Consider the following 22,321-nt stretch of genomic DNA (forward strand, 5'->3'; position numbering starts at 1 on the left):
TCATCCCCCCTATGCATGTTCATCATTTCGATTCCCTTGTACATATTCCTTGTTAAACAGAAACAATTTTAGCAGTAGATACAGCGATGGCAGGAGTAATCCTAACCCTGCAATGAAGGCAACAATCAGGGCAATCGCCATCGATTGATTTGTAAAACTATCATATAAGGTGAGATAGGGATACAACAAATAGGGATAATGGGAAGCACCATAGGCCAAAAAGGCAACCGCAAATTGCCCGACTAATAACCAGAAAGCAAGACCGTATGAACGCCGCTTCCAGATCAAATAAACGGTTCCAACAAAGAAAACGACGGACAATCCGAACAACCACCAAAGGTCGAGTAAGCGCTGATAATGTTCCGGATTGTGCGTCCTCATTTCTATGATAATACCCGCAGCTGTGATAATGGCAGGTCCTGCCCAACTAAGCGCATATTTACGTAGAAGGTTCGTTGCAGCTTCATCCTTTGCATGATGGGCATACCATGTCAAGAAAACAGCGGAGATATATAATACGGCAGTCAGACTAAGGACCACAATACTCCACGATAAAGGACTGGTAAACAAAGCCCAATAATCAAGCACAGGCGCAGAACTTTCCATTGACACAAAGCCGCCTTCTGAAATCGTCAAGACACTCGACAGCGATGCTGGAATAAATAATCCCGTCAACCCATACAAGATAGTATAGCGCTTATGTTTGAGTCCTCCGTAGGTTGTAAAGGCATAATAAGCTCCCCGAATCGCTAGCAAAATAATCGCAATGCTTGCCGGCACAAGTAAAGTTGTGCCGAAGTAATAAGCCGTTTTTGGAAAAAAACCAACCATCCCGACGAAGAAAAATACTAAAAAGACATTGGTGACTTCCCAAACTGGCGATAAATAGCGTTGAATAATCTTCGTCAAAATATGCTGTTTCCCGGTTAATGTACTAAACGCGTTAAAAAATCCTGCCCCAAAATCAATGGACGCAATGATAATATATCCAAAGAGAAACACCCCCAATGCGCTTATTCCGACGATTTCCAGTGTCATAGCACATCACCCGCTTTCTCGGAGGCTCTATCGGCCAATTCCTGTTCCACTGTGTTCTTCCGGAACATTCGCCAGAGTACAACTGCACTGCCAACCCCGAGGACAAGATAAAGCCCCGCAAATAAAACCAACATGATATCCACTTGACCGCTTGTCGTCGCTGCATCTTTAGTTCGTAAAATTCCACGCAGAACCCATGGCTGACGGCCGACCTCGTCCAACCACCACCCCGCCTCAATCGCAAGAATGGAGAGAGGGCCGCCGAGCACAAGCAGCCAACGAAACCATTTGGATAAAACGAAACGCCAGTGGCGCCAGGTACCTATTACATATACCAAGGACAAAACGGTCATCCACATCCCAATCGTCACCATCGTATCGAATAAATAGTGGATATACAGGGGCGGCACTTCATCCTTCGGAAACTGATCAAGTCCTATCACTTCTGCATTAGGAACTTCATGAGCCAGAATGCTGAGTGCAAAGGGAATTTTCAGTGCATATTTTACTTCGCCATTATCAAGGACACCGTATAAGACAAGCGGTACACCTTTCCCTGTTTCAAAGTGCCACTCAGCAGCAGCTAATTTTTCTGGTTGATATTCGGCCAAATACTTTCCTGAGAAATCTCCTAAAAGAGCGGTTGCTACGGAAAAGACGAATCCAAGTTTCATTGTTAAAAACAAAGCTTTTTTATGATACGCATGGTTTGACCCTTTAAGTAAACGAAAGGCACCAATCGCAGCCAGGACAAACGCTGACGTCATATAGGCGGTGACAACCACATGGGCTACCTTTGTCGGCATCGCCGGATTAAACATGGCTACAATTGGACTGACATTCACTAATTGGCCATTAACGACATCAAAGCCCTGGGGCGCATTCATAAATGCATTGACAATGGTAATAAAAACGGCTGAAAAAGAGGCTCCCAACGCAACTGGAATCAGCAGGAGCAGATGTTTTTTCTGGTCCTTAAACCGATCCCAAGTATATATGTAAATACCTAAAAAAATCGCTTCAAAGAAAAACGCAAATGTCTCCATAAATAACGGCAGGGCAATCACATTTCCCGCTAACTGCATAAAATTGGGCCATAGGAGTGAGAGTTGTAACCCTATCGCGGTTCCGGTCACAACGCCAACTGCCACGGTAATCACAAATCCCCTTGTCCACCTTCGAGCTAATAAAATATAGTGTTCATCCTGTTTCTTTATCCCAACCCATTGAGCAATCATAATCATTAGTGGAATCCCAACACCAATGGTTGCGTAAATGATGTGAAAAGACAAGGTCAATTCTGTTAGGACACGACTAAAAAATACTGCTTCCTCATTACCCATTTAACTCCCCCCTTTCTTATCCTGAAAAAAGCCGTCCAATGATTGACAGTCCCATTATGGATGCAACAATAAAAGCCAGCCAAATGAGCTTTCGCTCTTGTTTTTTGTAAATAAAAACCCCACCTAACTTTTGGCTAATTTAATTAATTAAGCACACTTCTTACATACCATTCCCAAAATTATGGCGGAATATATTTAACTGCACTGGAAAGTATCCGCACACAGAAAAAATAGTGAGAAGTGGTGGTCAGTCAACAATCCCCACCACATTCCCACTATTCATTTTTTTACCAAGACGAACGGTCAAGGTTAATCCAAATTTATGCATTCCCAACATTAGGATTCCCGCAAACAATTGATCAAGTCTTGTATTAAATGGTGATGGCAGTATATTGAGAGAACTTAATTGGGAAGGTGAGATACAAAGGTTTGCGGTTAGTTGTGTAAGAAGAGGATTATTCATTCCACCAATAAAGGCAGTTAATATGAAAAGCAAACAGGCAGGCATTAATACAAGCCCGCTCAAAAATAGATAACGTTTATTCTTCTCCTTTGAACCATACTTCTTCGAGTCAGGAGTTGCTATTGGCCCCCACATCCTAAAAGATAGGACAAACAGCACAAATAGGTACCCATTATGGACAAACGAATTTTGAGAGAGAGTCGTTAAAACAACTGGAAAATGGTACATCAAGAACATTGCTCCAAAAGCATAAAGCGCAGCAATTGGCGGTAAGAAAAACTTGCTTACTCTTACAAAGAGGGAGAGATGACGAATTTGCTGTAGAAATGCATCTGGAATTCCTAGTAAAAATAGAGGTGGGATGATAAAGTATAAAATGCTCATTTGCAGCATGTGCAAACTATACGACAAGTGACTTATGGTTTCAAATGGACTGCCAAAAGTTCCGTACATAATGATTAAACTGAGGAAAAAAAGCAGGGTTTTTTTTTGATGAAGCTTTATTTTTGTAAAAGAAAGTACTAAGACTACATATACAACCGCTATACAAATGAGGCAAGCTAGTAATGGGGTATTCCACAACGATTGACCTTCCAACCACATCGCATAAAACATGAAATCCTCCTTCCACTCAGGACACTTAGACTTCAGAAAATAACCCTTACAGCCAATGAAACTAACTTTAGATTTTATGTCAAAATGTGTGAATTATTACAAAAAAGAATCCCACCTGAATTCCCTGGAAAGGTAGACAGGCAATAGGAGAGAAACATTTATCACTCCCTCCCGTCCGTTTAGTTGCCTATCTTTTTCTGACTAGATTGGTCTTTTTTAAAAGATTACTCTCAATTTTCTCATAGTACTCAATTAACCAAAGGATTACTTTGTTTATTTCCTCGAATCGAACTAGTAAGAAATGGATGGCAAAAGCTACACTTGTCCCTATGAGCATTCCTGCTACCACATCTAACGGATAATGGACTCCTGTCCAAACACGGGACAGAGCAATGCCTGCTGCTAAGACCAACCACATCCAGCCGTCACGTTTTTTCCAAATCCAAATGGCCGTCGCGATTACGAATGCGGCAGTCGCGTGGTCACTTGGAAACGAGGCATTTTTCACATGAGGGATTAACCAGTTTACATGATGGGTGACAAAAGGACGATTCCGGTAAAAAAAGTGACCTATTTCTCCATTTATACTTAGCGCCACGCACGCGGCCAGGATTGCTTCAATAACCATTTTTCGGTTTTGTGATTTATGATAAAACCAATAAAAAATGATTCCCGCAAAAAATAAATACTCTGCTTTTTCTGCTAAAAATATCATTAATGGGTTTAAAAATCGCTCACTTATTGCAAGGTGATTGATTATTTGAAAGATACCATAGTCTATGTGAGACATCTTAACTAACCTCCAGATTCATGTGTTTCAACCATCTTAAATTCTCAAAGGAGAAGAAAATCTAACCAATCCCGACTGCCTGCTGCTCGTCTTTTGGTCAAGGAGTGTTTCTATCAACTCCACGATTTTTTCCGGCTTCTCTAACTCAATTTCCTGCTGGTAAGCATCAATAGCATCCTCCCAGCCTTTCATTTTTTTCTGGTTCGTTAAAACACTAAGCAGCTGTTTTTCCAATGGAGTGCTCTGGTCGAGCTCATATACTAGCTCTTTCCGTTTTAAATATTGGAGATTTATTTTCTCCTGCCCTGGAAGTGCAGAATGAACAAAGATTGGAAGTCTTTTTCGGATCGCTTCACTTATAGTGACTCCACCCGGTTTTGAGATAATCGCATCCACTTCTTCATAAAGTAAATTCATTTCTGATCTTGAAGAAAGATAGGTTAATGGTTTGATATGATCTAAATCCCACGAATGAATTTCATCATAAAGCTTCTTGTTATTACCACACAATACTAAGAAGTCTAAGTTCGAGGAGAGCTTTAACTCTTCCGCTAGTTTCAAAATCCCGCCCAAACCGCTATTTCCTCCAGATAATAAGATTTTGGGACGCTCATTATCCTGTTTCCGATGAAGGGTTTTTGTAATTCCTTCATGAACAGGAATACCAGTGACCATCATCTGTTGGTTCGTGGCTTGATATTTTCTGCCGAGTTTTCGTTTGATCTCTTGGCTAGGGAGAAAATGGAGATCAATCCCCTCTCTTCCCCAAACACTATTAATAAAGAAATCTGTGTAAACGTTAATAATCGGTATGTCGCATTTTCCCTTCATTTTTAACTTACTAAGAAGATAAGAAGGGAACCCATGTGTACAAACAAGTAAATCTGGTTTTTCCTCCGCTAACAATTGCTCCATTTTCTTCAAAAAGAGCGGTTGATACCATTTAAAGGAATGTTTTTTAGTTGGTGATACGTAAAAAAAGCTTTTATAGGCAAGATTATAAGTTTCTGGCGCATAGCGAATCCAATTGAGATAGCCACTTGTTATCACTTTTTCTAACGATTTATTTGTATAACTTAACAAGTCGATTTTTTTAAATGTAAGATCATCTGTATGATTTTTTAACAGATCCATTAATGCCTCAGCGACTTGATGATGTCCCGATTGCATTTGTAAGAGTGGTAAAAACAAAATCTTCTTCACTTATTCCATCTCCTGTTCTACTAGAAATCGAACTTTGAAAATGACGAATTCTAAATTACCCTTTCAATGTATCACTCATTTCTTGAAAAACTCGTTTTTTAATGGATTTTTAATCTTAACTTTAACCTTTTTTTAGCTGGGTCTAAAAACAAAAACCTGAAAAGATGCCTTTTCAGGTTTTGTATTATTTCTCCTATTCAGCTGATGCTGTTTTTTTCCTTTTTATATACTTACGTATAACAAATAGCAGAAAAAGAATGAAAAATACCATTCCTAAATATGGAATATAGTCTGGATTTATATGAAATACCTTTCCTGCATAATAGCCTCCCACAATAAAAGGGATGGTCCAGAGAAGAGTGCCCAGCAGGGAAAAAAGGATAAACCTCCGAAATGGAATGTTTGTAATCCCAGCAAAATACGGACTTATCTGCCTAATACCTGGCAGATAAAAACCGATAACGATTGTTTTACGTACATTTTTGGTATATATACGACTTACTTTTTCCCAACGGTCATCGCTAATCCCGACATACTTTCCGAATTTTTTTATAAAAGGGGATCCTGCATATTTTCCAATCGAATAGGCTGTTTGCATTCCTATAAACGCTCCGAGAATGGAACTTAATATGGCTAGCCCTATTGAGAGCTTATGATGATAACTCAGCACGCCGATTAAAAATAGCAGCGATTCTTCAGGAGCAGGAATACCCACAATACCAAAGAATAAAAAGAGAAAAATGACTAGGTAACCATATATATTAATATAATTAATAATTGTCTCTACATTCATAGCAGCCTCTAAAAGTTCACTTCTTTTAATGTGATAAATTTTGTGCCCCTATTTACCTTTTCCTGTAAATAGATTTCTAAGCACTTTAGCATATAACGGGGCGCTAGCCTATCGGCACCCAAGGTTTCCCCACAATCATGAAGCAACAATACAGAGCCTGCTTCTGTCGTTTGGAGCAACTCTTCAAGCAGGCCGTTTTTACCCTTCGCTACCTTCCAATCACCGAAGATATGCGACCACATAATCACTTTATATCGCTTGCTCAAATATAGGCTGGCACTATTAAAGCTCCCCCATGGCGGCCGGTAAAAGGTTACTTTTTCATTGGTGCATTCTTTGATTGCCTGTTCTGTCATTTGCAGTTGTTTTTTTAAGCGAAGGGGGGAAAGAATCCAACTTGAAATATGGTCATAATGATGAATTCCAATCGTATGTCCCTCCTGACTCATCCGTTTAATAATGGCAGGATAGGCTTTCACTTTACTGCCGACCACAAAAAAGGATGCCTTTACACCGTACTTTTTCAAAAGGTCAAGTAATTGTGGTGTGTATTCAGGATTGGGACCATCATCAAACGTTAATGCAATAGCCGGTGCATGGATTGTTTTGATGATTCCCCGCCCGCTCCTACGAATGAGGATGGTGGGCAATATGGCATAGATAAGAAAAAAAATGAATAAAAGAATAACACTTACTATCAATATTTTAATCACTCGAAAAACATTTCCTTTCCAACTTTCCGTTTGGGTAAGAACAACTCTACCTCTGTTCCCACTCCCTCCGTACTTTTTACGATAATTTCTCCTTGATGCTGTTTCATAATATTTTTGGCAATCGACAAGCCTAACCCTGTCCCGCCTGTCTCCCTGCTTCGTGCCTTGTCCACCCGGTAAAACCGTTCAAAGACATTCTCTATTTCACACTCTGGGATCCCAATTCCGTAATCTTTTACGGTAATAATCGTCAATTGTTCTTTATCCTGTAAGTACACATCTATTTTATCTGTACTATATTTAATTGCGTTATCGATTAAGATTATCATTGCCTGCTTTAGCTTGACTTCATCCGCGATAACCTTAATGGCTGGTTCATGGTAATGGAGGTTAATTTCCCTTTTATAGGCACTTTTAAGCTGCTTGAAGATATCTTCGCACAAGGAAACTAAATTGATTACTTTTGGTTCTAAAAGAATACCTGATTCTGTATCGGCTAAATCCAGAAACCTTTCTGTCATTTTTTGAATTCTTGTTGCTTCTGAATGAATCGATTCAATCGCATCATGGGCAACCTCTTCATTTTTTAACCCCCGTCTAAGCAGTAGGTCTGCATAACTTTTGATCACAGTAAGCGGGGTTTTTAATTCATGTGAAGCATCCGAAATAAATTGCCGCTGTTTTTCGAGATTTGCCTCTAATCTGCCAATCATCCGATTAAACGTAACGGCCAATTTTTGCAATTCATCCTTTGTCTCATGTTGGATGATAATCTTTTTCGGGATCCCACTTTTTTCAATATCCTCCATGGTGTTAATCATATTGGAGATAGGTTTCATAATCAGATTGGACAACCATCTACCACCGAGCAGTGATAATACCGCACCTAAAATGGTACAAAAGGCAAGAATGGAGAGTAATAAGTCTTTTCCTGTTTCCAATCCTACTAATTTCTCCCCAAACTCTAGTGTTCCTACTACATGACCATTTGATTGGATTGGCACCCTGACAATGGCAATTTGTTCTTCCTGATGATTAAGTCTAATGGTCCGCCTTTGCGTCCCTTTTTCAGTAGTGAATTGCGGTTTTATTTTAGCAGCTAATTTCGGATCATTCGTTACTTGATTAACTATTTTCGAATCTGGCTGAACGATCCTTATAAAAGACTGGTTCGTTAGGTATGGGGTTAATTTTTCTTTAATAACCGCTAGAGAATCTTCCTTGTTGATTTCGTTTATCAAATAATCAGCCTTTTGAAGTAGTTCACCATCTTCCATATTGACAGTAATCTTCATAAATGAAAAAAAGACAACCGCATTCACAGCAAGTAACATACATAAAATCCAAGCCGTAGTAATAAGATTGATTTTTGTGGTAATCTTCATTGTTAATTCTCCCTTACGGTATAACCAATGCCCCTTACCGTCTGAATAATCGTTGGGTCAGAAAAACCTTCTTCAATTTTCTTTCGTAAATGTCTGATAAACACATCAATGACATTGGTTTCCCCTTCATATTCATAGCCCCAAACATGAAGGAGGATGCTCTCCCTCGTGACAATTCGATTTTTATTGGATAGCAAATAAACGAGTAAGTCGAATTCCTTGGGAGTTAACGTGATGGAAGTCTCTCCCCTGGTGACCTCTCTTGTATCCAGATTAACAGTTAAATCCCTTATTTCTAATAAGGAGTCATTCGATTGTGAAGCCATGACTGCAATGGTACTTTGCCGGAGACAAGAGCGAATTCTTGCTAATAATTCCTCAATTTCAAATGGCTTGGTGATATAATCATTCGCCCCTTGATCGAGTCCTGCTACCTTGTCCATGGTCATATTTCGGGCTGTTAATAAAATAACAGGGATAAAGTTATTCTCTTTTCGTATTTTTCTTAAAACCTCAATGCCATTCATTTCAGGCAACATAACATCCAATAAAATTAAATCCAATTTTTCATATAGGGCTGCCTGCAATCCCGATTTCCCATCATAAGCAACATTTACTTCGTATCCCTCATACTCCAGTTCGATCTTTAATATCTTGGCGATTTGTTTTTCATCTTCTACAACCAAAATCCGCTGTTTCATCGTCAGCCCTCCTTTTTATTGCCTTAACATAGGTCGCAAATCTAAGTGTTTTATTAAACCCATCTTCTTTTTCTAGGAATGATCTACTTCAATTTAGCATGATTTCTGCTTAGTTTTCTTTTTTTCATTGAATTTTAATCTTTTATTCAGATCAAACTTGCCACAATCATTCGTCGATTCTATTAAAACATCAAATCTTTGCCCAAATTCATCATCCATGGCCATGTATTATGATTGACCTATACAAGCCAAAAACTCCTTCTTTTTAGTTGAAGGAGTTTTTTATGGTATTGGGGTGTCAGGCACCCTATTGGATTGGATTGGTTGGCTCATCGGTAATAAGGTCCTGCAATGAATGTTTCCGGATGGCTAATACAAGATCGGCAAGGAAGTATAATCCTACTGCAGACCAGACCCAGGCCCAATATGGTTCAATTGCTCCGTACATTGTTGCTACCGCAGGATGGATCCATTTTATGCAAAGAAGGGAGAGGATACTCCAGCAGGCCGAGAAAGGCAAACAAATATGGCCATGAAGCTGCATGGGTGAATCGGAATAATCCCACCATTTTTGGTTAAAAAGTTTCTGCAGCAATGCTCCGGTCACATATTCCACTAAGGTTGGAATCATGAAGCAAAGGAGAATAACGACTAACCAATTGGTTTCTGGTGAAATTAGATAAACCAAGAGCACAGGGGTAAAGCCGTACATCGGTTTAAATGGCCCAAAAAGAAAATTCGGCTTAAAAAACTCCCGTTTCGTGAAGAAGTTATAACTGTTTTCGAGCAGCCAGCCTAACCATGAGTAGACTGTAAAATAAAAAACGATTGTTGCTGCTCCTTCAAGATTAAAAAAATCCGGATTTTGAAACTCAATACCATTCAACAAGTTAATGATCATGGCTAAACCACCTTTCATGGATAAGAATTTCCCACTTTAGGTTTAACAGCCATGCATCCAAATATACAAAAAAATTCCTACTTAATTACAATCAGCTTTTCGTTTTAAGGCAGACTCTCGGAATGAGGATTCCGCCTACTTGGGCCGGGATTCCGCCAACTATCGGATTGATTTCCGCCAAACTGTGAGTTTTTCCGCCAAACTCCGAACTTATTCCGCCGAATCTCCTCGGGATTCCGCCAAACCCCTTTTTGTTACCATTTTTAATGGTTCTCGTTTTCATATATCCGTTCTATTTGGCACTTTTTACGCCAAATCATTTCATGAATGTCCCCACTGTTTACCGATGAATTTAATTAGACACATTGTTGATTATTATTCACGATGTATATTATAATTCGTTAAACAATATACAGTTATACAAAGGGAGGGATTTAACATGTCGGAAAAATCAACAGATAGGCGAATCTTACGGACGAAGCGGTTAATTCGTGATGCTCTAACAGAGCTAATGGAGGAAAAAGGCTTTGAAGGAATTACGGTTCGTGATTTAACGAAAAAAGCGGATATTAATCGGGGTACCTTCTATCTCCACTATCGTGATAAATATGATTTATTGGAGCAGAGCGAAGCTGAGATATTAAATGAAATTGAAAAAATGACCCTTGAGATAAATCCAAATGATTTCTTGAACTTTAATAGTGAAAATGATCCATTTCCCTTCATCATTAACCTATTTGAATTTTTCCATGAGAATTCAAGTTTTATGAAAGTGATTTTGGGTCCCAAAGGTGACGCATCCTTTCAAGGAAAATTGCGAGATATCATTAAAAAGACCTTTTTCCAACATGTTACGTCAAAGATAAAAGGGGAAGAAATGCTTGTCCCAGTTGAATATCTATTTTCCTATGTCAGCTCTGCCCACCTCGGTGTGATTCAGCACTGGCTAGAAAGCGGGATGGATAAACCGCCGCGGGAAATGGCGATGATCTTATCGCGGATCACATTGTTAGGACCTAGGCATGTTACCGGGTTGATAAAAAATTAGGATAACATTTTTCATGGCAGCACTTTTTTCAAAAGTAAATGAACACTTTGTTAACTAGTGGACTATAATCAACACATTGTTGTTTTTTGTTTATTGCTTATCTCTCACTGAGTTGTAAAATAAAATCATAACCGCGTCAACAATCCTAGGGGGAATGATTGATGGATTCAACCATAAAAGTAGAAGAAGTCAGCAAAAGCTTTGGAAAAAAAACCGTTTTAAATGACGTCAACTTATCCATTGAGAAAGGGCAATTATTTGGGTTGATTGGACCTTCAGGGGCCGGGAAAACGACCCTTGTTAAAATGATTGTTGGCATGGATAAGGCGGATACCGGATCGATTCATGTATTAGATAAGAAAATGCCAAATCTTGCTTTACTTCAGGAAATTGGTTATATGGCCCAAGCCGACGCCTTGTATGGAGAATTAACAGGTGAAGAAAATCTGAAGTTTTTCGCTGCGCTATTCGGGTTAAATAAAGAAGCACAGAAAAAGCGAATCACTTATGTTTCTAACTTAGTAAACCTGACAGATGACCTAAAGAAACGGGTAGCTGCTTATTCTGGGGGGATGAAACGGCGCTTATCCCTAGCGATTGCCTTAATTCAGGACCCTAAAATATTAATCTTAGATGAACCAACTGTCGGCATTGATCCCGAATTAAAGTTGTCTATTTGGAAAGAATTCTTACGTTTGAAAAATGAAGAGCAAAAAACAATCATTGTCACCACTCATGTTATGGATGAAGCGGTGAAATGCGATTATGTTGCTATGGTCCGCGACGGCCGCATTTTAACGAGTGGAACGCCCGCAGAATTAAAGGCGTTCTACGGGACAGACGATTTTGATGAGGTATTTTTGAAGGCAGGGGTGAAACAATCATGAGAGTACTTGCGCTAATTAAAAGAATTTGTCAGCAGATGTTTCGGGACAAACGCACCTTAGCCTTGTTATTTGTGGCACCACTACTGATTCTGACCCTGATGTACTTTTTATTCAATGGCAACACCGTCGATCCAAAATTAGGTGTCACGGGCGTTGATAGTGGGTTAATAACCGCCTTTAAAAAGGCAGACATTAACGTTAAAGAATACAAGTCAGTAACAAACCATACCATTCTAGATGACGACCTTGACGGACTGCTGCAGCAGGAGAATGGAAAAATAAAGCTGATACTTCGGAATGACGATCCTACAAAAGCGAAAGCGCTGCAAATGAAGGTAAACCAAGTAATCTCGGCACAGTTCCAAGCACAGATTATGATGCAAAGCTCCGGAAAGGCGCCAGCGATGACACCGAAAAGTATCGATATAACCTACGTTTATGGTGATTCAGACACCGTCTTTTTTGATGTGTTAAGTCCGATCTTAGTTGGTTTCTTTGTCTTCTTTTTCGTCTTTATTATTTCAGGAATTGGATTATTACGCGAGCGGACAACGGGCACATTGGAACGGCTGATGTCTACTCCAATTCGGAGATGGGAAATCGTTACCGCCTACTTGGTTGGCTATGGACTATTCGCGGTGATTCAAACAATTATTGTTGTATTCTATGCTATCAATGTGTTAGATATCGTCCTTGTCGGGTCGATATGGAATGTGCTCCTCATTAATTTAGTCTTAGCTTTGGTGGCACTCTCGCTTGGAATCCTGTTATCGACCTTCGCAGCCTCAGAATTCCAAATGATTCAGTTTATCCCGATTGCAGTTATACCACAAATATTTTTTGCGGGAATTTTTCCGCTTGAAGGGATGGCCGATTGGTTACAGGCAGTTGCGAAGGTAATGCCAATGTACTACGCAGGTGACGCATTAAAAGGTGTGATGTATAAAGGGTTTAGTTTGAGTGATATAAGCGGGGACCTTCTTGCTTTAGTAATCTTTGCCGCTATTTTCATTGTTTTGAATATCTTTTCATTGAAAAAATATCGATCCTTATGAGTATCCCCATAGCTAAAGCTAGGGGTTTTACGTTGCTTTTTGATAATCAGTTGACAGCCAAAGGACGCACATCCTTTGGTTTTTTTATGTAAAAAAGTATCTCCCTACAAGGTTTCAGAATAACGGATGAGCCGTTTGTTCATTCTAAACAATGAAGTATAAATCTAATTAAAGGAGACTATCATGGATCAAACACAGACACAAATACCTATTCCGAATCCGCCGCGAGCGATTACAACGAAAGACCTAATGTATTTAAAAGATGCGTTATCGTGGGAGCTTCTGGCGTTTAAAAAGTTCCATTCCCTAGCACAAAACGCCGAAAATCCAACCTTCAAGCAGGCGCTTGATAAGGCCGGGAGGATGCACCAGAATCATTTTAATCGATTGCTTCCTCACCTGCAAGTGAACAATAATCAAGCAATGGCGAACATACCAAGTCCTTCACAAGTCAACTAAACACCATCATGAGGAGGTACAACCGTGCAAAACCAACAAGCGCAAAACAATAATCAAATCGCTAATCCGCAAACCGGACAATTGCCAAAAGTTAAAGGACCTAATATGAATGACCGTGACTACTTGAATGATGGGCTCAGTACTTGTAAATATTTAACGGATAGCTTGAACATTGCCGTTCGTGAAGCAAGTCATGAACAACTTCATGCTGATATCCTACAAATTTTAAACGAGACGCACCAAAGCTGCCGCGAGCTGTATACCCTGATGTTCCAAAATGGCTGGTACAAACTTGAAGCCGAAGACCAGCAAAAGCTTGACCAGGCTTATCAACAATTTAGCAATTATTCAACCCAATTTCCTTATTAACGCATCCTGGCATCCTTGATGCCAGGTTCTTCCCTATTCAACTGTTTTCAAAATACAACAAAGGGGGGATGATTCATCATCCCCCCTCTTTGTTATTTTCGAATTGTTTTTAATGCTCCGCTCCAACTATTCACTTCGTCAAGCATATTATTTACATTTGTAAGGTGTAATTCAGCTGGCTTGAATACACTGCCGTTTTCAAAGTCTGTAAATAATGACAAGGTTGGGTGTGTACGAACATCCGCCACTTTCAATTCGCCTAGAATTCCACGTAAATGTTCAGCTGCACGAGCTCCGCCTGTTGAACCATAACTTACGATTCCAGCAGCTTTGTCATTCCATGCTTCACGTGCAAAATCAAGGGCATTTTTTAATGCACCAGTGATGCTGTGGTTATATTCTTGAACAATGAATACAAAACCATCTAAATTAGCAAGTTTTCCATTCCATTCAGCGATCCCAGGTTCTGAACCGTCAGTTGTACCTAAGAATGGTAAATTGAAGTCCGCGATATCAACGATTTCATAGTTTGCATCGCCGCGTTTGTCGGCAATCCCTTTCACCCATTCCCCTACTTGTGGGCTTACTCGTCCTTGACGTGTGCTACCTAAAATAATACCTATGTTTAATTTTGTCATTGTTTTTTCCTCCTTTGTTGTTGAATCACCAAATAGTCTACCTAAAAAACCCAACTTCAACACCACCATAAAAATTTTTTATCTAAAGAGTTACGTAGTGTTCATGAATAAACAAAACACTTATAGGCAGGATATTATCCTACTCAATATTACAGAGTAATCTCGAATTGGATTATTATCAATTAATATATCTCTAATTCAAAGTAATTTTATAATATAAAATACATATTGTCAATGAAATAATCTTATTTGTTTTTTATGCAATTAGATTACCCAATAAAGAACGTAAAAAACCACTTAGCAATTTTTGGCTAAGTGGTTTTTTGAATTTGGTGTCAGGCACCATCGTTATCCTATTTTCTCATCATACTTGCGCTCGTCCTGAACAAAGAGGATGCCCAGTTCGTGGTGGTCACCTTCGTAAAGGGCACGTTGGAGTAAGCGAATCTCTCCATTGGTATCGAGAACCTCTAGCTTACAGTGCGCACGGTTTTTTTGCAGGGCTTCGTAGAACACCTTTTCATCACGAACCAGCACTCCATTTGCTTTTGAGATGATTTCACCAACCTGCAGACCCATTTTACTTGCAGGTGACTCGGGAATGACACCAATAATCATCAAGCCTTGATTTTTTTTTGAAAAATAAAAAGGGAGATTATCATCCTTCATCATTGTCATTAATGTAATCAATTCACGGCCAAGGACAGCCAGAGCCGCTACCACGATCGAACTGAGCGGTAACCAATAGCCAGCGACAGAAAGTAATGTAACGAAAACCCCAAGGTCGATTACCCGGCGTCCGTGAAGCTGAATAGCAACTTTGGGCAGCATCCCTTTGACTTTCTGATGAAAGCCAATCGCAAATGGCACCAGCATTAGTGAGTACTCTTGTGATCCCAGATGAAAGACTGGCCACCAATCGAATGGAAGTTGCAGTGCATTACCTGGTATAAGTAAGAACAATGGAAGCATCCAGAGGCGCTTTCCTTCATGCAATCCTACGTTTTGACCGCGTTTGCTTTTGGCAAGTTTAGGTGAGGTCCCTTTTCCGCCATTTTTAAAAATTAGGATTCCTTCTGCAATTAACATCAGTCCTAGCACAACGACAACAGAAGGATAAACCTTGTCACCCAGTGATAGAAAGGACTTCGTAAAGAGCGGGATTGACCAATTATTTTCTGCAATCAATATAATCGCGAAAAAGGCAGCCCCAATTGTATATGCAGGCGATATCCATCGAACATTTGTAGTCAGTGACCACAAAAACGTAAAGACAGCAATCAGTAGAATTGTTGCAAATGGAACGGCGATGCCAGCTGCGACAATAATAATAGAAAGAACCAGTCCGATCAGTACTCCCTGCGGAAATAACTGGCGGAGTTCAAAATAGGCATCATGTGCCCGAATATGAAAGTTTTTTCGCTCACGCTTCACTCTTGTAACGCCTAAAATCCCTGTTAGGAAAACAAGATAGTATAAAACAGGATGAAGAAATAACTTGCCTGTCCCTTTTAGAAGTTCCACAAGCCATGTTTCCACCATTTCCTGCCACCTGCCTCTATTAATTCTAGTAATTTATCATAAAAAAATCTCTTAAAGATTATTTTACCAAATTAGAACCCTAAAACATATTGCTAGTTTTTAGAAAACGGCAAAAATGTTGTAACAGTTACTACCCAAAAAGAAAAACAGAGGCTAAAGCCCCTGCTTTCCTATTTGGTAATTAATCTCAATGCCGTTTGCAGCTGGAGATCGTTTTTCTCTTTTTTCATTTCAACAATCGCAGCTTCTTCAAGTTTAGCAGCTGTTTTGGGGCCGATTTTTCCTGTCGGATTCATGTTAACATGGAGTTGGAAGCCTTTTACGGCTATGGTCGTTTCCTTGCTGAAGTATCCATCCGTCCGACCAGGGGCAAATCCTAAACCGGCCAACACTTCTTGAGCATTCTTAACCTGCTCATTGTTCATATCTTCTTCCAGTGGTTTTTCTACTTGAATGGGATGGGTGGCGAATATGGCCGGTTGCTTAACGGCCACATCTGGCTGGATTCCTTTTTTATGGATCCAATTTCCATCTGGGGTCAGCCATTTAAATAACGTTAACTTGATATTGCTGCCATCCCCCATTGGGATAGCTTGTTGAACAGTGCCTTTTCCAAACGTTGTTTCCCCGATGAGCTGGTAACCTACCGCCTCTTGCAGTGAACCTGCGAGAATTTCCGATGCGGAGGCACTGCCTTTGTTGACAAGGACAAGCACTGGATACTCCTTTTTCTTCGATAGCGTCGAGAAGTAACGTTTTTTCTTACCGTCCCGCTGTTGGATTTGGACGTAAGGCTTATCCTTTGGTACAAATTCTTTTAAAATCTCACCGACACTATCCAGAAGGCCACCAGGGTTTCCACGTACATCAATAATTAACCCTTTAATATTATCGTTTTCAAGGGCTGATAATTCCTTTTCAAAATCAGCGGCCGTATCCTCAGAGAATGAGGTTAATTCAATATAGCCAATCTTTTTGCCATCCTGCTTCTTAATGGAAGCATGTACGGTCTCAAGTGGAATTTCATCACGTGTGACATCAATGGCTAGTGGATCTTTTAACCCTTTTCTCGCAATCATTAATTGAACCGTTGTGCCTTTTTTGCCGCGAATTTTTAGTGTTGCTTTATTCAAATCAAGTCCTTCCACACTTTTTCCATTTACCTTTAATATTTGATCATTCGGCTTGATGCCTGCTTTTTCAGCCGGGGAATTTTTGAATGGTGAGACGATCACTATTTTCCCATCAACCATTCCAACTTCGGCTCCAATCCCTTCGAATGAGGATTCCAAAGTTTGTGTGAATTGTTGGGCTGTTTCCTTGTCCATATAGACGGAATACGGATCCTTTAAGACAGAAAGCATCCCTTGGATCGCGCCCTCTACTAATTTATCCTGATCCACTTTTTCAACATACCTGCTTAAAATAAGATCATAGGCCTGCTCTACTTTTTCAAGATCAGCTGTATTTTCTTCGGAAATTATTTGATTATCTTTTGGTGAATGCGCTAACTCAAGCTTCTTGTTCCCGATGTTATGATCTAATAACTGCATTCCTGCATATGTGCCCCCCGCTCCTGTCAGAAGCGAACCCGTCATCAACAGGGCAATCCATCTACGATTCATTTCAATCCTCCTCGAGTTAAAAATGCATGTCCTATCTATTTTTATAACAAGGCTCCAAATTCCTGCCCGATTATTAACTTATATGTTAGGAGTGGACGAGTTATGATTACATAAAAAAATGGAAGAAGTAAGAACTTCTCCCATTCCATTATTATAGTGGCACAATGCCCGATGGATTGATTGCCGCATGATATTGCCAACGACCTTTGTATAGTTCAAAGTGTAAGTGCTGACCTCTGGAATCACCAGTGTTACCCATAACACCGATTTGTTGTCCTTTTTTCACGGTTGTACCTGCTCCCACCAAACTTCTCCTCATATGTGCGTAAACGGTTGTATACGTTTGACCATTAATGTTATGCAAAATATAAACAACGTTTCCATAACTTGATGAGAAATGCGAAACATATACTTCACCATCTGCAGCAGCGACTATTGGTACATTATCACCCGGTTTTGCGATATCAAATCCATAGTGGAATGATCCACCGCGCCCTCCAAAGCCCGAAGTAATTACCCCAGGTGCTGGTCTTGTGAAGCTGCCACTTGAAACCTTTGGTGCAGAAGATGATGCACTGCTTCCACTTGATGCAGAAGAAGAGCCACTGTTTCCACTCTTAGTTCTATTACTCTTAGCTTGAGCCGCTTCTCTTGTCTGGCGCTCTTGCTCATTTTTGATTGACCTTTTAATTGCTGCCTCTTGAGCTATAAGGATTTGCTCTCTCTCTTGCATATCCATCATGCCTTCATGCTCTTCTTCTTCCTGATGTTTAAGGCTAGCTAAGAGTATATCTTTTTCTTTCTTTTGTGCACTTAATTGCTGGTTCATATTTTTTAAGTCTACAAGCATCTTCTCAAGGTTTGCAAGATTATCTTCTACTTGAGTTTGTTTCTCGAGAAGTTCCTTTTTGTCAGCCTCATGCTGCATTAAAATATCCTGGTCCGCCTGCACGATGGTTGCCACTGCGTTTGCACGGTCAATGAAATCATTAAAGCTGGTCGATCCCATTAACACATCCAAATAACTAACCATCCCGCCATTCTCTTGGTAACTGCGGGCCCGTTCCTTCAAAAGCACATTACGCTTTTGAATTCGTTCCTTGATGACTTTTGTTTCAGCTTGGAGCTTAGCTACCTCGGCTTTGGTATCACTGATTTTTTCAGTTTTATCAGTTATTTTAGCAGTCGTATCATCTATCGCAAATTCTATGCGCTTCATTTCAGTCTTAACATCAGCCTGCTGACTTTGTAATGTGTTAATCTTATCGTTTGCTGAATTTATATCGGCTTTTAAATTGGAACGTTGGTCCTGAATTTTAGTTTGTTCACCTTTCAATCCGGAAATCGTTTCGGCCTCTGTTTTAACTGTTACTCCGCCAAAAATTGTTCCTAGCCCGACCGTCGTAGCAACGGCAATAGTAATTACTGATTTCTTCATTTCCGATTTTTCCTCCCATTCGCTCTATGTACAGGTTAAATCGTTCTTTATCTTTGTGTGAACGAATGTTGTTGTGTACGAAACTTTTGATGGTTCTTATGCGTTTATTCTAGTAATCTGCTTGTTCATAATAAATCAGGAAGGACATGAAGACTGCCCTTCCTGATCTAATCAAATGCACTAAACCGGTGCTCTCGTTTATCTAGTTAAACTTTCAAGAATTTTCTAACGGACATCAAACTGCCCCAAACGCCGATTAATGCGCCCATTAATAACAGAATGCCAGAAACTTGATAGACAAATGGGTCAAACGGCAAAATTTTGATAAAAGTACCCTCGAGTTTAGGGCCAATGTAATCATAGGCACGATAGTAGGCAATCGCAATCAGGATAATGGGCAGAATGGACCCAAGAAAACCGAGCCATAATCCTTCCAAAAAGAACGGCCAGCGAATAAACGTATTCGTCGCTCCTACTAATCTCATAATCTTAATTTCTCTCCGTCTTGCAATAATCGTAATTTTAATCGTATTAGAGATTAAGAAAATGGCTGTAAAGAATAAGCCGATGATTAAAACAACCCCGACGTTGCGGCTCGCTTTAATAAACTTAAATAACTTTTCAACCTTGCCCTGGCCATACTTTACCTTGGCAACAAAATTGGATTTTTTGATTTGATTCGCAACTTCCATCGTATCGGTCGGTTTTTTCGTTTTTACGATAAATACATCGTTTAAGGGATTGTCCTGTTCAAAAAGTTTAAAGGACTTGCCTTCCTCACCAAGACTGCTTACTAAATTATCTAGTTCATTCTTTTTAGAGGAGAATGTTACACTTTTCACTTCAGGCATTCTTTCAATCTCACTTTTTAAGGCTTGCTGATCTTTTGGGGTTGCAGCAACATCGATGTGAACGCGAATTTGCACATCATCTTCAATGGTTTGTGCTACTCTATTAAGATTCATCATAATAACGAAAAAGACACCAACTAAAATCAAGGTAACGGTAACAGCACTAACGGATGCAAAAGTCATCCAGCCATTTCTACTTATATTTTTAAAACTATCTCGAGCGTGACGGCCAATTGTTCTAATTTTCATAACCGTATTCACCTCTTTCATCATCACGTACTATTTTTCCACCTTCAATGGCAATAACACGATGCTGCAATGTATTTACAATCTCCCGGTTATGTGTTGCCATAACAATAGTGGTTCCTCGTGCATTAATTTCTTCAAAAATTTTCATGATTTCCCATGATGTTTCCGGGTCAAGGTTTCCAGTAGGCTCATCCGCAATGACCACTTTCGGTGAATTGACAATCGAGCGGGCAATAGAAACACGCTGTTGCTCACCACCAGAAAGCTCTGTTGGCAGCATTTTTATCTTATGCTTTAAATTTACAAGATCGAGAACTTCCATCACTCTTTTTTTAATGACTTTCGGCTGCGCTTCAATAACCTCTAAGGCAAATGCTACATTTTCATAGACTGTTAACCGTGGTAACAGCTTGAAATCCTGAAAGACAACGCCAAGATTCCGGCGGAAAATGGGTACCTTTTTCATCTTTAATTTTGCGAGGTTGACACCATTCATTGTGATGGTCCCTGAAGTCGGAACTTCCTCACGATACATCATTTTAATGAATGTCGATTTTCCGGCACCACTTGGTCCGACAACGTAGACAAATTCGCCCTGGTTTATCCGGACGTCTATCCCATTTATGGCAGAAACCCCATTCGGGTACTTTTTATATACATCTTGTAGTTCTATCATTTTTATCACCTTTATTTAAAGACTTCTCGAATTGTGATTCGACAATAATCTTTATTTATTTGCAAAATGGACTAGGATAACAAAAAATATGTGCATAATTTCGCATAATCCTATTATAACATCATAAATTGCTAAAAAAAGCGGTAAAAATATTACAGTTTCTTTTCAAAGAATTACAAAACCCGACAAAGTTTGCGTTATGAGCAAAAAAAAAACGCTCTATCTTTTCAAATAGAACGTTTTTGTAACCTTTATTTTTTAGCTGCTAGCCATTCAGCAACTTGGTTCGCGTCATCGCCGGTAACTACGTTTGCCGGCATTTGACCTTTACCATTTTTTAAAATACCTAAAATGTCGTCCTTAGAGTACTTTGAGCCAACCTTTGTTAAGTTTGGTCCCATACCACCCGTAAGATCACCGCCATGACAGCCAGAACATTTTTGATCGAAAATCTTTGCTCCGGCATCACTGGTAACAGTGTCCGTTCCCTTGTCCGTTCCCTTGTCGTTATTGCCGCCTCCGCAGGCTGCAAGTCCCATAACTAATGCTGTTCCCATTAACATTGTAAGTAGCTTTTTCTTCATTACCTGTACCCCCTTCTGAAAATATTACCATCAATGCACTATTATACCAATCCTATGCCCGTTTGAAACCCTCTCCCAACACTTCTGCGGCATCCATAACGACCACAAACGCAGATGGATCAAGGGCTTTGACCAATTGTTTCAATTTTGTGAACTCCGTTTGGTCGACAACACACATCAGAACTGGCCGTTCATGGTCCGTAAATCCACCATATGCTGATAGTTTTGTCACACCACGGTCAATTTTATTCAAAATTCCTGCACGAACTTCTTCTTGTTTACTTGTAATGATCATTGCCATTTTTGATCTTCCAAAGCCAACCTGAACAAGGTCAATCGTTTTGCTAGTCACATAAAGGGCTATCAATGCATACAATCCCTTTTCGATATCAAACACGATGGCAGCAGTGAGCACGATTAATCCATCGATTAGGACGACACAACGGCCCAGTGTAAAACCTGTATATTTATTAATAATCTGCGCGGCGAGGTCGGTCCCGCCGGTGGATGCCTTTCCCCTAAAAACAATCCCCAAACCGAGCCCTACGCCAATTCCCCCAAACAAAGCCCCGAGTAGAGCATCATTTGTCCATGGCTCTAAATTTTTGGTAAAAAAAACAATGAACGGTAAAAAAATCGTTCCCACTAGCGTTTTGACGCCAAATTGCTTCCCTAAAAACACGATACCAGCAATGAACAAGGGTATATTAAATGCCCACTGTACATAGGCTGGTTCCCAGCCCAAGACCGTTTTTAGAATCGTACTGATGCCGCTAACTCCACCAGAAGCCACTTGGTTCGGTAGTAGAAAAACGTTAAATGCCAGACCAATAATCGCCGCCCCAATCAGAACAAATAGATAATCTATCGCCATTCTCATTTTTGGATAGGTTAGTGTAAGATTACTTAAAATATTCATAAATCTATTCTCCTCAAAAAATTGATTCTTCAGTTA

Annotated in this window: 24 protein-coding genes; 5 read left to right on the top strand and 19 right to left on the bottom strand. The window is 39.9% G+C overall.

Annotated features, from left to right (window positions below):
• Nucleotides 1–9: 9 nt before the first annotated feature.
• The 11 genes from COE25_RS03600 to COE25_RS03650 all read right to left on the bottom strand — a co-directional run bounded on the left by COE25_RS03600 (nucleotide 10) and on the right by COE25_RS03650 (nucleotide 10,228).
• Nucleotides 10–1,038 carry a cytochrome d ubiquinol oxidase subunit II gene (locus COE25_RS03600; protein ID WP_088089589.1) on the bottom strand — a complete coding sequence of 343 codons (1,029 nt, stop codon included), beginning with the start codon at nucleotides 1,036–1,038 and terminating at the stop codon, nucleotides 10–12.
• Complete coding sequence (locus COE25_RS03605) at nucleotides 1,035–2,381, bottom strand: cytochrome ubiquinol oxidase subunit I (RefSeq protein WP_098931008.1); 1,347 nt, start codon at nucleotides 2,379–2,381, stop codon at nucleotides 1,035–1,037. Before COE25_RS03605 ends, COE25_RS03600 begins: the two co-directional genes overlap by 4 nt.
• A 247-nt stretch (nucleotides 2,382–2,628) precedes the next feature.
• Nucleotides 2,629–3,459, bottom strand: coding sequence for a cytochrome c oxidase assembly protein (locus COE25_RS03610; RefSeq protein WP_098931010.1), 831 nt, complete (start codon nucleotides 3,457–3,459; stop codon nucleotides 2,629–2,631).
• Nucleotides 3,460–3,646: 187 nt separating this feature from the next.
• Entirely contained in the window at nucleotides 3,647–4,249 is a 603-nt protein-coding gene (locus COE25_RS03615; RefSeq protein ID WP_088089592.1) for an undecaprenyl-diphosphatase, read from the bottom strand.
• A gap of 36 nt (nucleotides 4,250–4,285) precedes the next feature.
• Nucleotides 4,286–5,452, bottom strand: coding sequence for an MGDG synthase family glycosyltransferase (locus COE25_RS03620; RefSeq protein ID WP_098931012.1), 1,167 nt, complete (start codon nucleotides 5,450–5,452; stop codon nucleotides 4,286–4,288).
• Between the two features lie 193 nt (nucleotides 5,453–5,645).
• Nucleotides 5,646–6,245, bottom strand: coding sequence for a DedA family protein (locus COE25_RS03625; RefSeq protein WP_098931015.1), 600 nt, complete (start codon nucleotides 6,243–6,245; stop codon nucleotides 5,646–5,648).
• An 8-nt stretch (nucleotides 6,246–6,253) separates the two neighbouring features.
• Nucleotides 6,254–6,958 (bottom strand): polysaccharide deacetylase family protein, encoded by a 705-nt coding sequence (locus COE25_RS03630; RefSeq protein WP_256942473.1) that lies wholly within the window; start codon nucleotides 6,956–6,958, stop codon nucleotides 6,254–6,256.
• Nucleotides 6,955–8,343 carry a sensor histidine kinase gene (locus COE25_RS03635; protein WP_098931017.1) on the bottom strand — a complete coding sequence of 463 codons (1,389 nt, stop codon included), beginning with the start codon at nucleotides 8,341–8,343 and terminating at the stop codon, nucleotides 6,955–6,957. The genes COE25_RS03630 and COE25_RS03635 overlap by 4 nt, the downstream gene beginning before the upstream one ends.
• 2 nt (nucleotides 8,344–8,345) lie before the next feature.
• Nucleotides 8,346–9,044, bottom strand: a complete 699-nt coding sequence (locus COE25_RS03640; protein WP_098931019.1) for a response regulator transcription factor — start codon at nucleotides 9,042–9,044, stop codon at nucleotides 8,346–8,348.
• Nucleotides 9,045–9,351: 307 nt separating this feature from the next.
• A complete protein-coding gene (locus COE25_RS03645; RefSeq protein WP_088089597.1) occupies nucleotides 9,352–9,945 on the bottom strand; it encodes a putative ABC transporter permease in 594 nt (197 codons plus the stop codon).
• 91 nt (nucleotides 9,946–10,036) lie between these two features.
• The gene (locus COE25_RS03650; RefSeq protein WP_098931021.1) at nucleotides 10,037–10,228 is read right to left on the bottom strand and encodes a hypothetical protein; all 192 of its coding nucleotides are present in this window, start codon (nucleotides 10,226–10,228) and stop codon (nucleotides 10,037–10,039) included.
• 156 nt (nucleotides 10,229–10,384) lie between these two features.
• On the opposite strand from COE25_RS03650, the gene COE25_RS03655 reads away from it, so the two are divergent.
• The 5 genes from COE25_RS03655 (at nucleotide 10,385) to COE25_RS03675 (ending at nucleotide 13,763) form a co-directional block, all read left to right on the top strand.
• The gene (locus tag COE25_RS03655) at nucleotides 10,385–10,993 is read left to right on the top strand and encodes a TetR/AcrR family transcriptional regulator (RefSeq protein ID WP_088089599.1); all 609 of its coding nucleotides are present in this window, start codon (nucleotides 10,385–10,387) and stop codon (nucleotides 10,991–10,993) included.
• 161 nt (nucleotides 10,994–11,154) lie between these two features.
• The gene (locus COE25_RS03660; RefSeq protein WP_098931023.1) at nucleotides 11,155–11,880 is read left to right on the top strand and encodes an ABC transporter ATP-binding protein; all 726 of its coding nucleotides are present in this window, start codon (nucleotides 11,155–11,157) and stop codon (nucleotides 11,878–11,880) included.
• Nucleotides 11,877–12,935 (top strand): ABC transporter permease, encoded by a 1,059-nt coding sequence (locus COE25_RS03665; protein ID WP_088089601.1) that lies wholly within the window; start codon nucleotides 11,877–11,879, stop codon nucleotides 12,933–12,935. The genes COE25_RS03660 and COE25_RS03665 overlap by 4 nt, the downstream gene beginning before the upstream one ends.
• Nucleotides 12,936–13,118: 183 nt before the next feature.
• Nucleotides 13,119–13,394 (top strand): ferritin family protein, encoded by a 276-nt coding sequence (locus COE25_RS03670; protein WP_098931025.1) that lies wholly within the window; start codon nucleotides 13,119–13,121, stop codon nucleotides 13,392–13,394.
• 24 nt (nucleotides 13,395–13,418) lie between these two features.
• Complete coding sequence (locus COE25_RS03675) at nucleotides 13,419–13,763, top strand: spore coat protein (RefSeq protein WP_256942474.1); 345 nt, start codon at nucleotides 13,419–13,421, stop codon at nucleotides 13,761–13,763.
• 92 nt (nucleotides 13,764–13,855) lie between these two features.
• Here the strand turns inward: COE25_RS03675 and COE25_RS03680 are convergent, their stop codons facing one another.
• From COE25_RS03680 to COE25_RS03715, 8 genes are all read right to left on the bottom strand, one after another.
• A complete protein-coding gene (locus tag COE25_RS03680; RefSeq protein ID WP_088089604.1) occupies nucleotides 13,856–14,455 on the bottom strand; it encodes an NADPH-dependent FMN reductase in 600 nt (199 codons plus the stop codon).
• Between the two features lie 294 nt (nucleotides 14,456–14,749).
• A complete protein-coding gene (locus COE25_RS03685; RefSeq protein WP_098931027.1) occupies nucleotides 14,750–15,943 on the bottom strand; it encodes a PDZ domain-containing protein in 1,194 nt (397 codons plus the stop codon).
• A gap of 170 nt (nucleotides 15,944–16,113) precedes the next feature.
• Nucleotides 16,114–17,568 (bottom strand): S41 family peptidase, encoded by a 1,455-nt coding sequence (locus tag COE25_RS03690; protein WP_098931029.1) that lies wholly within the window; start codon nucleotides 17,566–17,568, stop codon nucleotides 16,114–16,116.
• Nucleotides 17,569–17,719: 151 nt separating this feature from the next.
• The gene (locus COE25_RS03695) at nucleotides 17,720–19,006 is read right to left on the bottom strand and encodes a murein hydrolase activator EnvC family protein (RefSeq protein WP_098931031.1); all 1,287 of its coding nucleotides are present in this window, start codon (nucleotides 19,004–19,006) and stop codon (nucleotides 17,720–17,722) included.
• Between the two features lie 206 nt (nucleotides 19,007–19,212).
• Nucleotides 19,213–20,106, bottom strand: a complete 894-nt coding sequence (gene ftsX, locus COE25_RS03700; protein WP_098931033.1) for a permease-like cell division protein FtsX — start codon at nucleotides 20,104–20,106, stop codon at nucleotides 19,213–19,215.
• Complete coding sequence (gene ftsE / locus COE25_RS03705) at nucleotides 20,096–20,782, bottom strand: cell division ATP-binding protein FtsE (RefSeq protein WP_088089609.1); 687 nt, start codon at nucleotides 20,780–20,782, stop codon at nucleotides 20,096–20,098. Before ftsE ends, ftsX begins: the two co-directional genes overlap by 11 nt.
• Nucleotides 20,783–21,033: 251 nt before the next feature.
• On the bottom strand, nucleotides 21,034–21,366 hold the full coding sequence (cccB, locus tag COE25_RS03710) for a cytochrome c551 (RefSeq protein WP_098931036.1): 333 nt from the start codon (nucleotides 21,364–21,366) through the stop codon (nucleotides 21,034–21,036).
• A gap of 52 nt (nucleotides 21,367–21,418) precedes the next feature.
• Entirely contained in the window at nucleotides 21,419–22,285 is an 867-nt protein-coding gene (locus COE25_RS03715) for a YitT family protein (RefSeq protein WP_088089611.1), read from the bottom strand.
• Nucleotides 22,286–22,321: the final 36 nt, after the last annotated feature.

This window comes from Bacillus sp. AFS031507 (assembly GCF_002584635.1).
Lineage (GTDB): Bacteria > Bacillota > Bacilli > Bacillales > Cytobacillaceae > Neobacillus.

Excerpts from the sequence above, each read along its gene's own strand:
- COE25_RS03665 (WP_088089601.1), top strand. The coding sequence starts at position 11,877 with ATGAGAGTACTTGCGCTAATTAAAAGAATTTGTCAGCAGATGTTTCGG.
- COE25_RS03660 (WP_098931023.1), top strand. The coding sequence starts at position 11,155 with ATGGATTCAACCATAAAAGTAGAAGAAGTCAGCAAAAGCTTTGGAAAA.
- COE25_RS03610 (WP_098931010.1), bottom strand. The coding sequence starts at position 3,459 with ATGTTTTATGCGATGTGGTTGGAAGGTCAATCGTTGTGGAATACCCCA.
- ftsX (WP_098931033.1), bottom strand. The coding sequence starts at position 20,106 with ATGAAAATTAGAACAATTGGCCGTCACGCTCGAGATAGTTTTAAAAAT.
- COE25_RS03655 (WP_088089599.1), top strand. The coding sequence starts at position 10,385 with ATGTCGGAAAAATCAACAGATAGGCGAATCTTACGGACGAAGCGGTTA.
- COE25_RS03615 (WP_088089592.1), bottom strand. The coding sequence starts at position 4,249 with ATGTCTCACATAGACTATGGTATCTTTCAAATAATCAATCACCTTGCA.
- COE25_RS03715 (WP_088089611.1), bottom strand. The coding sequence starts at position 22,285 with ATGAATATTTTAAGTAATCTTACACTAACCTATCCAAAAATGAGAATG.
- COE25_RS03695 (WP_098931031.1), bottom strand. The coding sequence starts at position 19,006 with ATGAAGAAATCAGTAATTACTATTGCCGTTGCTACGACGGTCGGGCTA.
- COE25_RS03635 (WP_098931017.1), bottom strand. The coding sequence starts at position 8,343 with ATGAAGATTACCACAAAAATCAATCTTATTACTACGGCTTGGATTTTA.
- ftsE (WP_088089609.1), bottom strand. The coding sequence starts at position 20,782 with ATGATAGAACTACAAGATGTATATAAAAAGTACCCGAATGGGGTTTCT.
- COE25_RS03640 (WP_098931019.1), bottom strand. The coding sequence starts at position 9,044 with ATGAAACAGCGGATTTTGGTTGTAGAAGATGAAAAACAAATCGCCAAG.
- COE25_RS03600 (WP_088089589.1), bottom strand. The coding sequence starts at position 1,038 with ATGACACTGGAAATCGTCGGAATAAGCGCATTGGGGGTGTTTCTCTTT.
- COE25_RS03690 (WP_098931029.1), bottom strand. The coding sequence starts at position 17,568 with ATGAATCGTAGATGGATTGCCCTGTTGATGACGGGTTCGCTTCTGACA.
- COE25_RS03685 (WP_098931027.1), bottom strand. The coding sequence starts at position 15,943 with ATGGTGGAAACATGGCTTGTGGAACTTCTAAAAGGGACAGGCAAGTTA.
- COE25_RS03670 (WP_098931025.1), top strand. The coding sequence starts at position 13,119 with ATGGATCAAACACAGACACAAATACCTATTCCGAATCCGCCGCGAGCG.
- COE25_RS03645 (WP_088089597.1), bottom strand. The coding sequence starts at position 9,945 with ATGATCATTAACTTGTTGAATGGTATTGAGTTTCAAAATCCGGATTTT.
- COE25_RS03650 (WP_098931021.1), bottom strand. The coding sequence starts at position 10,228 with ATGAAAACGAGAACCATTAAAAATGGTAACAAAAAGGGGTTTGGCGGA.
- cccB (WP_098931036.1), bottom strand. The coding sequence starts at position 21,366 with ATGAAGAAAAAGCTACTTACAATGTTAATGGGAACAGCATTAGTTATG.
- COE25_RS03605 (WP_098931008.1), bottom strand. The coding sequence starts at position 2,381 with ATGGGTAATGAGGAAGCAGTATTTTTTAGTCGTGTCCTAACAGAATTG.
- COE25_RS03625 (WP_098931015.1), bottom strand. The coding sequence starts at position 6,245 with ATGAATGTAGAGACAATTATTAATTATATTAATATATATGGTTACCTA.